This is a genomic window from Nocardia huaxiensis, from assembly GCF_013744875.1.
GTDB lineage: Bacteria > Actinomycetota > Actinomycetes > Mycobacteriales > Mycobacteriaceae > Nocardia > Nocardia huaxiensis.
In genome coordinates this window covers 6126360-6140410 of the sequence record NZ_CP059399.1, presented here as the reverse complement: position 1 = coordinate 6140410, position 14051 = coordinate 6126360, and the positions used below count along the sequence as shown (strand labels likewise).

Sequence of the window (14051 nt, the reverse complement as noted above, 5' to 3'; positions counted from 1 at the left end):
GGTATTCGATCACACCCGATATCAGATCTTCGAGCAATACCGGACGGTTGAACAGCCGGTAACCCGCGAATAGCGAATCGACCTCACCAAGCATGACCATCTGTGCCTGGGTGGCGTTCGGACTCAGACCATGGGGCCGGGCCGGGGTTCGATGCGGCCGCCGCGCCGGACCGCGTATGACGCGCCGTGGCGCACACCGGAGTTCGGGTCGGCCACGTCGGTGACGTAGAACCAGTCCATCTGCGTCTGGTCGGCATCGACGTGCAGGACGCCGTAGCCGTGCGAGTCGAGTTCGGTGTAGTGCAGGTGGCGGTTGATGCCCTTGATGGTGCCCTCGATCGCCACCGAGGCGGTGCGCGGCGGTGCGCCGGTGGCATCGCCGATGCTCTGCGAAGTGATCGACGGGACAACGAATTCCACGCCCGCGGTGGGGCCGGCGGGGTAGGTGGCGGCGTCGAGGGGGAGGTCCGCGCCCCAGGAGCTGTGGATGTCGCCGGTCAGGAAAACGACGTCGGAGACATTGTGCTCGGTGATGGTGCGCAGCAGGCGGGAGCGATCGGCGGTGTAGCCGTCCCACTGGTCCGGGTTGGCGGGAATTCCGTTCTGCGGCAGGCCGAGTGCGGTGGTGAAGGCGGCGGAGGTGGCCGGTTCCAGGGGCGGGAAGACCAGCGGCGCGATCATGACCGGGTTGCCGATGAGCTTCCAGGTGACCGGGGCGGACACCAAACCGGCCTGCACCCAATCCATTTGGTCCTTGCCGGTGATGGTGCGCTCCGGGCTGTCGATCTCGCGCCAGCCCGCGCCGGTCTTGGCCTCCTCGCTGCGGTAGCTGCGCAGGTCGAGCATGGACAGTTCGGCGAGGGTGCCGAAACGCAGGCGGCGGTACAGCTTCCGGTCCGCGCCGGTGCGCACCGGCATCCACTCCAGGTAGGCCTGCAGTGCCGCGGCCCGGCGCGTCTGGAAGTCGCCCTCGGTGGCGGGCTGATGGTTCTCCGCGCCGTCGGACCAGGTGTTGTCGGCGGTCTCGTGGTCGTCCCAGGTGCAGATGAACGGCAGCCGGGCATGCAGTGCCATGAGATCGGCGTCGGTCTTGTACTGCGCGTGCCGGATTCGATAGTCGGCCAGGGTGACGATCTCGTGCGCGGGCTCGTGCCAGCGCACCGAACCGGTGCGGCCGCCGTACTCGCCGCGCGGGTACTCGTAGAGGTAGTCGCCCAGATGCACGATGGCATCCAGATCGCCGCGTGCCGCGAGATGCCGGTAGGCGGAGAAGTATCCGGCCTCCCAGTTCGCGCACGACACCACGCCCAGGCGCAGCCGGTCCGGAGTGGCGGAATCGGCTGGGGCGGTGAGTGTTCGGCCGACCGGAGAGGTCTGGCCGAGCGCAGTGAACCGGTAGAAGTATTCGCGCCCCGGAGCCAGACCGGAGACATCGACCTTCACGGTGTGGTCGGAATCCGAAGTCGCCGAATGGGTTCCGGAGGCGGCGATGGTCCCGAACGACTCGTCGCCCGCGACCTCCCATCGCACCGCGACATTCGCGCCCTTTCCGGAACCGGGCAGCGCATCCTCGGACGGTGTGACGCGGGTCCAGATGATCACCCCGCCGGGCAGCGGATCACCGGAGGCGACGCCATGCCGGAACACCGTCGCCTCGGCTCGCGCGACCGCCGAGCCGATCAGGCTCACCGCCACCGCGGCCGTCCCGCCCTTGAGGGCGGAGCGCCGGTCGAAGCGGGCCGAGACCATCTCACCGAAAACCATGGCTGAGATCACAACTGATCAACCGACCAGAATGCAAGCGGACAAGATGAATTGTTCGTTACCGGGATGCTGACGGTTTGCCACGGAAGGTGAGAGTAGAGCACCGCGGCGGCACACCCGGGATGCTGGGCTCGGTGGGGCGGCGCGACCCGAGTACGCGGTCTTGTCGGGCCCGGTCGGTAGGGTCGGGCGCGTGAGTGATGGCCTGTTCGCGGCGCCGGAGGCGGAGCCCGTATCCGAGGAGTTCGTACCGAGCCGACCGGTCGGTGATGAGAAGTTCGCACCGCTGGCCGTGCGCATGCGCCCGCGCACCCTCGACGAGGTGGTGGGGCAGCAACATCTGCTCGGACCGGGGTCGCCGCTACGCCGACTGGTGGAAGGATCCGGTGCGGCCTCGGTGCTGCTGTTCGGCCCGCCCGGAACGGGCAAGACCACGCTCGCCTCGCTGCTGTCGCAGGCCACCGGCCGCCGCTTCGAGGCGCTGTCCGCGCTGTCGGCCGGGGTGAAGGAGGTGCGGGCGGTCATCGATCTGGCCCGCCGCCGCTTGGCCCACGGCGAGCAGACCGTGCTCTTCATCGACGAGGTGCACCGCTTCTCCAAGACGCAGCAGGATGCTCTGCTCGCCGCCGTCGAGAATCGCATTGTGCTGCTGGTCGGCGCGACGACGGAGAACCCCTCGTTCTCCGTGGTGTCCGCGCTGCTGTCACGGTCGCTCGTCTTGCAACTGCAATCGTTGTCCGAGGACGAGATTCGCGCGGTGCTCACCCGCGCGGCCGCCGACCCGCGCGGACTGGCGGGCGAGTACGACATCACCGACGCGGCCTACGACCACATCGTGCGCATCGCGGGCGGCGACGCCCGCCGGGCGCTCACGGCGCTGGAGGCGTCCGCCGAGTCCTCTCTCGACGGCAAGGTCGGGGTCGAACTGGTGGAGGCCAGCGTCGACAAGGCCGCCGTGCGCTACGACCGCGCCGGTGATCAGCACTACGACGTGATCAGCGCGTTCATCAAATCCCTGCGCGGTTCCGACGTCGATGCCGCCCTGCACTATCTGGCCCGCATGATCAGCGCGGGGGAGGACCCGCGATTCATCGCCCGCCGCTTGATGATTCAAGCCAGCGAGGAGGTCGGCATGGCCGACCCCACCGCCCTGCAGACCGCGGTCGCCGCCGCCCAGGTGGTGCAGCTGGTCGGCATGCCCGAGGCGCAGCTGGCCCTGACCCAGGCCACCATCCACATCGCCACCGCGCCGAAATCCGGTGCGGTGGTGAAGGGCATCGGCGCGGCCATGGCCGACATCTCGGCCGGTAAGGCCGGTGCGGTCCCGCCACATCTGCGCGACGGGCATTACGCGGGCGCCGCCGCGCTCGGCCACGCCCAGGGCTACAAGTATCCGCACGATCACCCCGATGGTGTTCTCGCGCAGCAGTATCCGCCGGACGAGCTGGTGGGCACCGATTACTACCACCCCACCGACCACGGTTACGAGCGCGAGGTGGGTCCCCGGGTGGTGAAGCTGCGCCGCATTGTGCGCGGCCGGTGAATCACCGTGGACCGCAAGGCAAATCGTGCGGAAATGCAGCCGATGCAAGCTTGCATCGGGGGTCTCGCGGTGTGGGGTTCGCGACATGAAGCAGGAAAGGTGCAACCGGTCATGATCAACTGATTCCGTTGGAGCACCCCGAGGTTGGTACGTCGGGGCGAGGGAATCAGGGAATACACATGACTGCACCGACCCCACCGGGACCCCGCGGCAAGGTTCGTGAGATCGATGTGGGCGGCGCGCCCACCCGGTACGCCCGGGGCTGGCACTGCCTGGGCCTGAGCAAGGATTTCCGGGACGGAAAACCACACTCGGTCAAGGCGTTCGGCACCAAGCTGGTCGTATTCGCCGACAGCAGCGGCGATCTGAAGGTGCTCGACGCCTACTGCCGCCACCTCGGCGGCGACCTGTCGATGGGCACGATCAAGGGTGACGAGGTCGCCTGCCCGTTCCACGACTGGCGCTGGGGCGGCGACGGCAAGTGCAAGCAGATCCCGTACGCCCGCCGGGTGCCGCCGCTGGCCCGCACCCGCACCTGGACCACCCTGGAACGCAATGGTCAGTTGTTCGTGTGGCACGACCACGAGGGCAACCCGCCGCCGGCGGAGGTGACCATCCCGTACGTGCCGGGCGCGTACACCGCGGCCGACGGCACCGGCGTCGAGGAGGTCGCCGAGGGCTGGACCGAGTGGCAGTGGAACTCGGTGCTGATCGAGGGCTCGAACTGCCGCGAGATCATCGACAATGTCGTGGACATGGCGCACTTCTTCTATGTGCACTACGCCTTCCCGACCTTCTTCAAGAACGTCTTCGAAGGTCATGTCGCCACCCAGTACCTGATCACCAAGGGCCGCCCCGATATCGGCATGGCCGCCGAGAGCGGCCTGGACGTGATGATCGATTCCGAGGCTTCGTATTTCGGGCCCTCGTACATGATCAATCCGATGCTGAACAACTACGGCGGCTTCAAGATCAAGACGGTTCTGATCAACTGCCACTACCCGGTGACGCAGGATTCGTTCGTGCTCATGTGGGGTGTCAGCCTGGAGAAGCCGAAGGATCTGCCCGAGGAGCACGTGCAGGCGTTCTCCGAGCAGCTGGCGGAGGGCGTGAGCGTCGGCTTCCAGCAGGATGTCGAGATCTGGAAGCACAAGACCAAGATCGACAATCCGCTGCTGTGCGAAGAGGACGGCCCGGTCTACCAGCTGCGCCGCTGGTACGAGCAGTTCTATGTGGACGTCGCCGATATCGACCCGAAGTCGGTGGCGCGCTTCGAATTCGAGGTCGACACCACCAAGGCCAATGAGGCGTGGGAGGCGGAGGTCGCCGAGAACCTGCGGCAGCGTGCGGAGAACGAGGCGCTGGTGGCCGAGGCGGAAGGCGTGGCGAACGCGTCGCCCGGGGCCGAGCTCGAGGGCGCGGCGAGCTGATCGCGGATGGTGGGGCTACCGCACGCAGCCCCACCACCCGTTCACTCAGATCAGGCCGCTGTCGCCGGCGATCTTCTCGATATCGGCCGGGGTGCCCGCCATGATCGCGCGCACATGCTCGGTCACGAGCTCCACCGGCCAGTCCCACCATGCGGCCCGCAGCAGCCGCGCCACATCCGCATCGGAGTAGCGCTGCTTCACCACCTGTGCCGGATTGCCGCCCACGATCGTGTACGGCGGCACATCGGCGGTCACCACCGCACCGGTCGCGATGATCGCCCCGTCGCCGATGGTCACGCCCGGCATGATCAGCGTGTTGTAGCCGAACCACACGTCATTGCCGACCACGGTGTCACCCTTGCTCGGAATCGAGGTGATGATGTCCATGGTTTCCTCGGCCCAGGTGCCGCCGAAAATCGTGAACGGAAACGTCGACACGCCCTGCGTGGCGTGGTTCGCCCCGGCCATGATGAACCGGGTCCCGGTGGCGATCGCGCAGTATTTGCCGATGATCAACTTCTCCGGCCCGAAGGCATAGAGCACATTGGTGGTCTCGAACTCGGTCGCGGCGACCGGATCGTCGAAGTAGGTGTAGTCGCCGACCTGGATGTTCTCCGATTCGACGTGCGGTTTCAGGAACACGGTCCGGTGCGCGTGCGGCAGTGGGAAGCGCTGGGATGGGTCCGGGATCACAGTCACCCCGACCACGGTAGCCATTGCCCGGTGGTGGGTTAAAACCCGCTGGACCGGGAACGGTAGGCTGGATAGTCGTGCAGACCCACGAGATTCGACGGCGCTTCCTGGAGCATTTCGTTCGGAACGGACACACCGAGGTACCCAGTGCCTCGCTGGTCCTGCCCGACCCCAACCTGCTGTTCGTGAACGCAGGCATGGTCCAGTTCAAGCCGTACTTCCTGGGGCAGGAGGCAGCGCCCTACGCCCGGGCGACCAGCGTGCAGAAGTGCGTGCGCACCGGCGATATCGAAGAGGTGGGCGTCACCACCCGGCACAATACGTTCTTCCAGATGGCCGGCAACTTCTCCTTCGGTGACTACTTCAAGGAGGGGGCCATCACCCTCGCCTGGGAGCTGATCACCAAGTCGCAGGAGGACGGCGGCTTCGGTTTCGATCCGGAGCGCATCTGGGTCACCGCCTACGAATCCGATCCGGAAGCGGCCGAGATCTGGCATCGGGTGGCCGGAATTCCCAAGGAGCGCATCCAGTTCCGCGACGGCAAGGACAACTACTGGGATATGGGCGTGCCCGGTCCCGGCGGCCCCTGCTCGGAGATCTACTTCGATCGCGGCCCGGCCTACGGCAAGGAAGGCGGCCCGGTCGCCGACGAGGATCGCTACCTCGAGATCTGGAACCTGGTGTTCATGCAGGACATCCGTGGTGAGGACAGCCCCAAGCTGGGCTTCCCGCCGATCGGGTCGCTGCCCAAGAAGAACATCGACACCGGCATGGGCGTCGAGCGCGTCGCCATGCTGCTGCAGGGTGTGGAGAACGTCTACGAGACCGATCTGCTGCGCCCGATCATCGACAAGGCCGAGGAACTGACCGGCCGCTCCTACGGTGTCGAGCACGCCGACGATGTGCGCTTCCGCGTCATCGCCGACCATGTGCGCAGCTCGGCCATGCTGATTGCCGACGGCGTGAACCCGGGCAACGACGGCCGCGGCTACGTGCTGCGCCGCCTGCTGCGCCGCATCGTCCGCTCGGCGCGCCTGCTGGGCGCCGACAAGCCGGTGATGGCCGAGTTCATGCAGGTCGTCAGCGAACTCATGTCGCCGTCCTACCCGGAGCTGGCCACCGACTTCAAGCGCATCCAGACCGTGGCGGTGGGCGAGGAGACGGCGTTCCTCAAGACGCTGAACACCGGATCGAAGCTGTTCGACGATGCAGTGTCCGAGGTGAAGGCTTCCGGCGGAAAGACTTTGGCCGGTTCCGAGGCGTTCACGCTGCACGACACCTACGGCTTCCCCATCGACCTGACCCTCGAAATGGCTTCCGAGGCCGGGCTTTCGGTCGACGAGGAGGGCTTCCGCTCGCTCATGGCCGAGCAGCGCGCCCGCGCCAAGGCCGACGCGCAGGCCCGCAAGCACGCGCACGCGGATCTGACCATCTACAAGGAGTTCGTCGACCGCGGTCCGACCGAGTTCACCGGTTTCGACGAACTGGCCACCGAGGCAACGGTTCTCGCGCTCATCAAGGATGGCGTGCGGGTGCCGGTCGCCGAGGAGGGCAGCGAGGTCGAGGTCATCCTGGACCGGTCGCCGCTGTACGCCGAGTCCGGCGGCCAGATCGCCGACCGCGGTTCGATCGTGTCCTCGAGCGGGCTGAAGGTGCACGTCAACGATGTGCAGAAGATCGCCAAGAAGCTGTGGGTGCACAAGTCCACGGTCGAGGCCGGGCAGATCGTCGAGGGCGACACCGTGCTCGCGCAGGTCGATCCGTCCTGGCGCCGGGGTGCGACTCAGGGCCACTCGGGCACCCACATGGTGCATGCCGCGCTGCGACAGGTCTTGGGCCCCAACGCCGTTCAGGCCGGCTCCATGAACAAGCCGGGCTATCTGCGCTTCGACTTCAACTGGCAGGGTCAGCTGACCGAACAGCAGAAGGCCGATATCGAAGCCATCTCCAACGACGCCGTCGCCGAAAACTTCAGTGTGAACACCTTCATCACCGACCTGCCGTCGGCCAAGAAGATGGGCGCCATGGCGCTGTTCGGCGAGAACTACGGCGACGAGGTGCGTGTCGTGGAGATCGGCGGACCGTTCTCCATGGAGCTCTGCGGCGGCACGCACGTGCAGCACTCCTCGCAGATCGGCCCGATCACCCTGCTGGGTGAGTCCTCGGTCGGTTCGGGTGTGCGCCGCGTGGAAGCCTTCGTGGGCCTGGATTCCTACAAGTACCTGGCCAAGGAGCGTGCGCTGCTGGCCGGTATCGCCTCCTCGCTGAAGGTGCCCTCGGAAGAGGTGCCGGGACGCGTCGAGCAGCTCGTCGAGCGCCTGCGCGTGGCCGAGAAGGAGCTCGAGCGCACCAAGATGGCGGCCGTGCTGTCCAGCGCGGGCACCTTCGTCGAGAACGCCCAGCGCGTCGGCAAGGTGCTGCTGGTCGCCGCCGCCGCGCCCGCGGGCGTCGGTGCGGGCGACCTGCGCACGCTGGTCTCGGATATCAAGGGCCGCTTGGGTTCCGAGCCCGCCGTGGTGGTGCTGCTGGGCAATGCCGACGGCAAGGTGCCGTTCGTGGTGGCCGTGTCCAAGGCCGCGCAGGAGCTCGGTTTCAAGGCCGGTGACCTGGTGTCGGCCTTCGGTCCGAGCATTTCCGGTCGCGGTGGCGGCAAGCCGGAGATGGCGCAGGGCGCGGGTTCGGATCCGTCGGGAATCGAGGCCGGTCTGGCCGCGGTACGTGCGCGGGTGGCCGAGCTCGCCGGGTGATGTCTGCCGACTCTGGACAGCAATTCACTGCGGATCGTCCCAATTGCGAGGATGATCCGGGGCGTGGACGGCGGATCGGCATCGATGTGGGCTCCGTCCGCATCGGTGTCGCCTCCAGCGATCCCGACGGTGTCCTCGCCACGCCGGTGGAGACCGTGCCGCGCGCGAAAAAAGTGCGGCCCGGTGAGCTCGCACCCGACCTCGGGCGAATTGCCGAGATTGTGCGGGAGTACGAGGCCGTGGAAGTGATCGTGGGCTTGCCGCGCACCTTACGCGGCGAAAGCGGGTCTTCGGCTAAGCTGGCGGCCACCTTCGCGGGCCGTTTGCGGAGCCTGATCGCACCGGTGCCGGTGCGACTTTCCGACGAACGTTTGACTACGGTGTCTGCTGCACGCGCGTTGCGGGACAGCGGAGTTCGCGCTCGCGGGCAGCGGCAGGTCATCGATCAAGCGGCCGCCGTATCGATCCTGCAGGGATGGTTGGACGAACGGAGTTCGCAAGTGAAGCCGCGCGAGGATGATGCATGACCGACCGTTGGACGCGAGCCGAGGAACGCTACCGGCAGAACGCGGAACGCCGCTACCGCCGGGACGATCTGGACTGGGCCGACGCGGACGACCACGAGGACGACACCACCGTCATCCCGCGCTACACCGATGACGACGAGCAGTTCGCCGAGGACGACGGACGCTACGCCGGTCACGGCACCTACGTCGACTACGACGACGAGTACGAGGAGGAGCCCGCGCCCCGCCGGCGCGCGGCTCGCCCGGCGGCCGAACCCACCGGCCGCGAACGCGTGGGCCGATCGCGTTCCGGCGGGCGCGGCTCCGGGCGCGGCTCGCGCGCCAAGTCGCGCGTGGCCTCCCGCAAGGCGGCCGAACGCAAGCGCCGCCGTCGCAACATGTTCGTCATCGCCGGTGTCTTCGTCGTATTGTTCGTCGGCGCAGCGGGTTTCGCGGCCATGAAGCTCATGAACCGGTTCACCCCGCCGGAGGATTTCGCCGCCGGAGAGCTCGGACCGCTCGCCATCGTGCAGGTGAAGGACGGCGACACCGCCACCCAGATCGCCAAGAGCATGTACGACAAGGGCGTGGTCGCCTCCAGCGGTGCGTTCTACGAAGCGGCCGTGAAGAATTCGGGCATGAACTCGGTGCAGCCGGGCTACTACTCCATCGCCACCCACAGCCCGGCCGCCGAAGCGGTCACCGCACTGGTCGGCAAGGATTCGCGGGTCGGCAATGTGGTGATCTCGGCGGGCCGCCAGCTGCACGACTCCGCGGACGTGCAGACCGACGCCCCCAAGCACGGCATCTACCGCAAGATCGCCGAGGCCAGCTGTGTCGGCACCGGCGCCACCGCGAAATGCGTGACCTACGAACAGCTCAACCAGGCCGGCACCACCGCGGACCTGACCGCGCTCGGCGTGCCCACCTGGGCCATGGACCGGGTCAAGAACGTGCCCGACCCATCGCGGCGGCTCGAGGGCCTGATCACCGCGGGCACCCTCGACTTCGATCCGACCGGCTCGCCGGAACAGATTCTGCGCCAGCTCATCACCGAGAGCGCCGCGCGCTACGAGGCCACCGGGCTGCTGCAATCGGGCAAGGCCAACGGCCTGCAGCCCTACGACACGCTGATCGCCGCGTCCCTGGTGGAACGCGAGGCCAAGCCGAACGACATGTCCAAGGTCGCGCGGGTCATCGTGAACCGGCTCGCGGTGGACCAGCCGCTGCAGTTCGACTCGACGGTCAACTACACCCTCGACAAGACCGAGGTCGCCACCACCGACGCCGACCGGGCGCGCAAGAACCCGTGGAACACCTACGCCATGGCCGGGCTGCCCGCGACACCCATCTCCTCGCCGTCGCTGGAGGCCATGAAGGCCATGGAGAATCCGGCCGCGGGGCCGTGGCTGTACTTCGTCACCGTGGACAAGCAGGGCACCACGCTGTTCACCGAGGACTACAACGAGCATCTGCGAAACATCAAGAAGGCACAGGACAGTGGGATTCTCGACAGTGGACGGTGAGGTTCGCAAGGCGGCGGTGCTGGGCAGCCCCATATCGCATTCGCGCTCACCGCAACTGCATCTCGCGGCGTACCGTGCGCTCGGACTGGACTGGACCTACGAGCGCATCGAGTGCACCGGCGAACAGCTACCCGGGCTGGTCGACGGGCTCGGCCCGGAGTGGGTCGGTCTGTCGGTGACCATGCCCGGCAAGGTCGCGGCCCTGGACTACGCCGATGAGCGCACCGACCGCGCCGAACTCGTGGGCTCGGCGAACACCCTGCTGCGCACCGAGAACGGCTGGCGCGCCGACTGCACCGACGTGGACGGCGTGCGCGGCGCATTGCAGGGCGGGGGAGTCGAGGAGATCGAGCGTGCCGTCGTGCTCGGCGCCGGCGGCACCGCCCGCCCCGCGATCCTCGCCCTGGCCGAACTGGGCGCGCACACCTTGACCATCGTCGCCCGCGACAGGTCCCGCGCCGCCGACACCCTGGATCTGGCCGAGCGCCTTGGTCTTTCGGCCGAAATCATCGACTTCGACGCCGAGTCACTGCTTTTCGTGTGCAGTGACGTCGACGCCGTCGTCAGCACCGTCCCCGCCAATGGCGCTGCGCCCGTGGCGGATTCGGTCGCCGTGGCCCCGATCGTCCTCGACGCCATCTACAACCCCTGGCCCACCCCGCTCGCCGAAGCCGTCACCCGCGCGGGCAACAAGGTGATCAGCGGCCTGGAAATGCTGCTCAACCAGGCCTACGGCCAGGTCGAACAGTTCACCGGCAAGCCCGCCCCGCGCGAGGCCATGATCGCCGCCCTCGAGGTCTGAGCGAGACCGATCCGCGTGGCGCAGCGCGCCTGCGTGCCATTCGGATGCCGGACTGACAGCATCACGCTATGACCGAGTTTGCCCTGCTCAGGGAACTCCGGCCGCTGGGCTTGCGGATCAGCGACGGCTGGGTGAAGTTCTGTAACCGGTTCCAATTCTCTGACCGCTGGGAACCGGCTAAGGTGATCACCATGAATGCGTGGGTTTTTCGCGCTGTGGTTCTGGGAGCGCTGACCGTTGGTCTGCGCACCGTGCTCGGCTTCGCGATGGTGTACTGGCCGACCAGTGGTTCGTGGCTGCGGATCCTGTGCCTGATCGTGCTGCTCGGCGCGGTCGTCACCTGGGGTGTGCTGGATGGGCGGGCCGATCGCAAGGCGCATCCGGATCCGGAACACGGCACCGATCTGACCATGCGCTGGCTCAAGGCCGCCCTCGCCGGTGGCCTGGGCAGCAGCCTGGTGTCGTGGCTGCTGGACTTCCTGCCCAAGTTCGATCTGGGCGACAACGGCCTGCTCTTCGAGATCACCTCGGCGGCGTCGTTCATCGTCCTGCTGATCTTCGTGCCCGCGGTGGCCGGTGTGGCGCTGGGCCGCTACCTGGTGGGCCGCGACGCCAAGAAAGCCGGCGGTCCGGAGGCCGATACCGTCGTCCTGAACAAGGAACCGGCGGGCGTCTGATCCTCCGCTGCAACGGCAGGGGCCGCATCCACTTCGGAAGTGGATGCGGCCCTTCTGCTTTCAGGGTCTGCCGTCAGAGCAGGATGGCGCCGCCACTCGGGCGATCCTCGCGCGCGATGGCCGAGTAGGCGGCCGCCAGCAGCGACGGATCCGGGCCCTCGAGCCGACCCGGCTTGGCCAGACCATCCAGCACCACGAAGCGCAGCACACCGGACTGGGTCTTCTTGTCGGTCTGCATGGCGTCCAGCAGCTGCGGCAGCGCGTCGGCGTCGTAGCTGGTGGGCAGGCCGACGCTCGCCAGAATCGTGCGATGGCGTTCGGCGGTGGCATCGTCGAGGCGTCCGGCGAGCCGGCCCAGCTCGGCCGCGAACACCAGGCCGACCGACACGGCCGCACCGTGCCGCCACCGGTACCGCTCGCGGCGCTCGATGGCATGGGCGAGGGTGTGACCGTAGTTGAGGATCTCGCGCAGGCTCGACTCCTTGAGATCCTGCGCGACCACATCCGCCTTCACCTGAATGGCCCGGCGGATCAGCTCCGACAGCACATCGCCGGTCGGGTCGAGCGCGGCCTCCGGATCGGCCTCGACCAGATCCAGAATCACCGGATCGGCGATGAACCCGGCCTTGATGATCTCGGCCATCCCGGCCACGATCTCATTGCGCGGCACGGTCTCCAGCGTCGCCAGATCCACCATGACCGCCGACGGCTCATGGAAACTGCCGACCAGATTCTTGCCCGCCTCGGTATTGATCCCGGTCTTGCCGCCCACGGCCGCATCCACCATGGCCAGCAGCGTGGTCGGCACATGCACGATGCTCACACCGCGCATCCAGGTGGCCGCGACGAACCCGGCCAGATCGGTGGCCGCGCCACCACCCAGGCTGATCACCACATCCTTGCGGGTGAGCCCGATCCGCCCGAGCACCTCCCAGCAGAACCCGGCAACCTGCAGATCCTTACCGTCTTCGGCATCCGGAATCTCCACCCGATGCGCGTCGATCCCCTTGTCCGCCAATGCCTGCCGCACCACTTCGGCGGTCGCCTCCAGCGGCGGCTGATGGAAGATCGCCACCGTCCGCACCCCGGACCGCCCGGTCACCTGCTCCACCAGGTCCCCCAGCAACCCCCGCCCGATGATCACCGGGTACGGGTCGGCGGTGCGGACCTCGATGCGGGTCGGCTCGCTCATCAGCAGCTCTCCTCCGTAACTGATCCCGCCACGCGGCGGGGAAGATGTGGTCGCCCCGGAAAGAGGCGGGTTGCGATCGAGTTCGCGCGGGATGCGCGCGATGACGGCGTCATGAATCGCCTCCCGCCGGGGCGATGTCCTCGGCTGCGGACGCGACATTGTCCTGCGCGTGCTGCCGGGCGCGGGCTCGGGCTCGGCGGGCGCGGGCGCGGCGCGAACGGCCTGCTCCGGGCGCGGCGGGCACGCCTGTCGCGGCGGCCTCCGCGGGAGCTGCGGCGGAAGGCTGCGGCGTGGCCGAATTCGACTGGAGCGCAGTGGAATCCGAATCACCCACAGGCGCGGCTCCCGCCGTCGGCGCGGCTGCGGCGGGGTGGGTGCCGTTCGGCTCGGTCCCGCGGCCGCGGCGGCGAGATCGCCTGCTGCGTCGGCGTTTCGGCGAGGCGTCCGAGTCCTCGGTCGCCGCGCCGGTGGTTTCCGCGCCGGCTGCCGAATCGTTCTCGGGGGCCGTGGTTGTCGCGGTGGTGGCGGTCTCGCCGCGTCCTCGGCCGCGCCGGCGTCGGCGGCGGGAGCGGGACTTGCCCGCAGCCTCGGGAGCTGCGGCGGACACCGGCTCGGCGGCCGGAAGTTCCTGGGGCAGAGTCGATTCCAGGCCGAGCTTGGTCAGGATCATGCGGACCACGCGACCGGGGGAGCGGCCGTCGGTGCGGACGCGGACCGACGCCACCTCGCGGTAGAGCGGGCGGCGGATCTTCATCAGCTCGCGGTACTTCTTGGCGGGGTCGTCGCCATTGAGGAGAGGACGGTTGCTGGACGCGCCGGTGCGGCGAAGTCCTTCGCCCACACTGATTTCCAGGTAGACAACGGTGCGGCCGCGCAGGATCTCCCGGGTGGCGGCGGACAGCACGGAACCGCCGCCGAGGGAGATGATGCCGTGCCCGGCCAGAACGGCATCCCGCACGACCTGTTCCTCGATGCGGCGGAACTCGGGCTCCCCGTCCTCGGCGAAGATCTCCGGGATGGTTCGGCCGGTCTGCTCCTCGATACCGGCATCGGTGTCGTAGAGATCCACGCCGAGTTCCCGGGCGAGCTTGCGGCCGATGGTCGACTTGCCCGCGCCGGGAGGACCGACCAGCACCACGGATAGCGGCTGCGGGTCGTCCTCGGTCGTCAC

General features: G+C 68.0%; 10 protein-coding genes and 1 pseudogene. 7 read left to right on the top strand and 4 right to left on the bottom strand.

All coding sequences use genetic code 11. The features are described 5' to 3' along the window. Positions 1-123: 123 nt before the first annotated feature. A complete protein-coding gene (locus H0264_RS27835) occupies positions 124-1764 on the bottom strand; it encodes an alkaline phosphatase D family protein (RefSeq protein WP_244975964.1) in 1641 nt (546 codons plus the stop codon). Positions 1765-1957: 193 nt separating this feature from the next. On the opposite strand from H0264_RS27835, the gene H0264_RS27830 reads away from it, so the two are divergent. Then, positions 1958-3307 carry a replication-associated recombination protein A gene (locus H0264_RS27830; RefSeq protein ID WP_231085086.1) on the top strand — a complete coding sequence of 450 codons (1350 nt, stop codon included), beginning with the start codon at positions 1958-1960 and terminating at the stop codon, positions 3305-3307. A gap of 179 nt (positions 3308-3486) precedes the next feature. Then, positions 3487-4737, top strand: a complete 1251-nt coding sequence (locus tag H0264_RS27825; RefSeq protein WP_181580296.1) for a Rieske 2Fe-2S domain-containing protein — start codon at positions 3487-3489, stop codon at positions 4735-4737. Positions 4738-4782: 45 nt separating this feature from the next. On the opposite strand, the gene H0264_RS27820 is transcribed toward H0264_RS27825, so the two are convergent. Continuing rightward, a complete protein-coding gene (locus H0264_RS27820; RefSeq protein WP_244975963.1) occupies positions 4783-5436 on the bottom strand; it encodes a CatB-related O-acetyltransferase in 654 nt (217 codons plus the stop codon). A 71-nt stretch (positions 5437-5507) separates the two neighbouring features. Here H0264_RS27820 and alaS point away from each other — a divergent pair, with 71 nt between their 5' ends. The 5 genes from alaS (at position 5508) to H0264_RS27795 (ending at position 11688) form a co-directional block, all read left to right on the top strand. After that, the gene (gene alaS / locus H0264_RS27815) at positions 5508-8177 is read left to right on the top strand and encodes an alanine--tRNA ligase (RefSeq protein ID WP_181580294.1); all 2670 of its coding nucleotides are present in this window, start codon (positions 5508-5510) and stop codon (positions 8175-8177) included. Then, a complete protein-coding gene (gene ruvX, locus H0264_RS27810) occupies positions 8177-8704 on the top strand; it encodes a Holliday junction resolvase RuvX (protein ID WP_181585873.1) in 528 nt (175 codons plus the stop codon). The genes alaS and ruvX overlap by 1 nt, the downstream gene beginning before the upstream one ends. Further along, a complete protein-coding gene (gene mltG / locus H0264_RS27805) occupies positions 8701-10209 on the top strand; it encodes an endolytic transglycosylase MltG (RefSeq protein WP_181580293.1) in 1509 nt (502 codons plus the stop codon). Before ruvX ends, mltG begins: the two co-directional genes overlap by 4 nt. Next, on the top strand, positions 10199-11011 hold the full coding sequence (locus H0264_RS27800) for a shikimate dehydrogenase (RefSeq protein ID WP_181580292.1): 813 nt from the start codon (positions 10199-10201) through the stop codon (positions 11009-11011). The genes mltG and H0264_RS27800 overlap by 11 nt, the downstream gene beginning before the upstream one ends. Positions 11012-11079: 68 nt before the next feature. Next, the gene (locus tag H0264_RS27795; RefSeq protein ID WP_244975962.1) at positions 11080-11688 is read left to right on the top strand and encodes a B-4DMT family transporter; all 609 of its coding nucleotides are present in this window, start codon (positions 11080-11082) and stop codon (positions 11686-11688) included. Between the two features lie 73 nt (positions 11689-11761). Here H0264_RS27795 and aroB read toward each other — a convergent pair whose 3' ends face one another. Then, complete coding sequence (aroB, locus tag H0264_RS27790; RefSeq protein ID WP_181580291.1) at positions 11762-12880, bottom strand: 3-dehydroquinate synthase; 1119 nt, start codon at positions 12878-12880, stop codon at positions 11762-11764. A gap of 652 nt (positions 12881-13532) precedes the next feature. Continuing rightward, positions 13533-14018 (bottom strand): annotated as a pseudogene (locus H0264_RS38800) (shikimate kinase); the annotation flags it as partial. Positions 14019-14051: the final 33 nt, after the last annotated feature.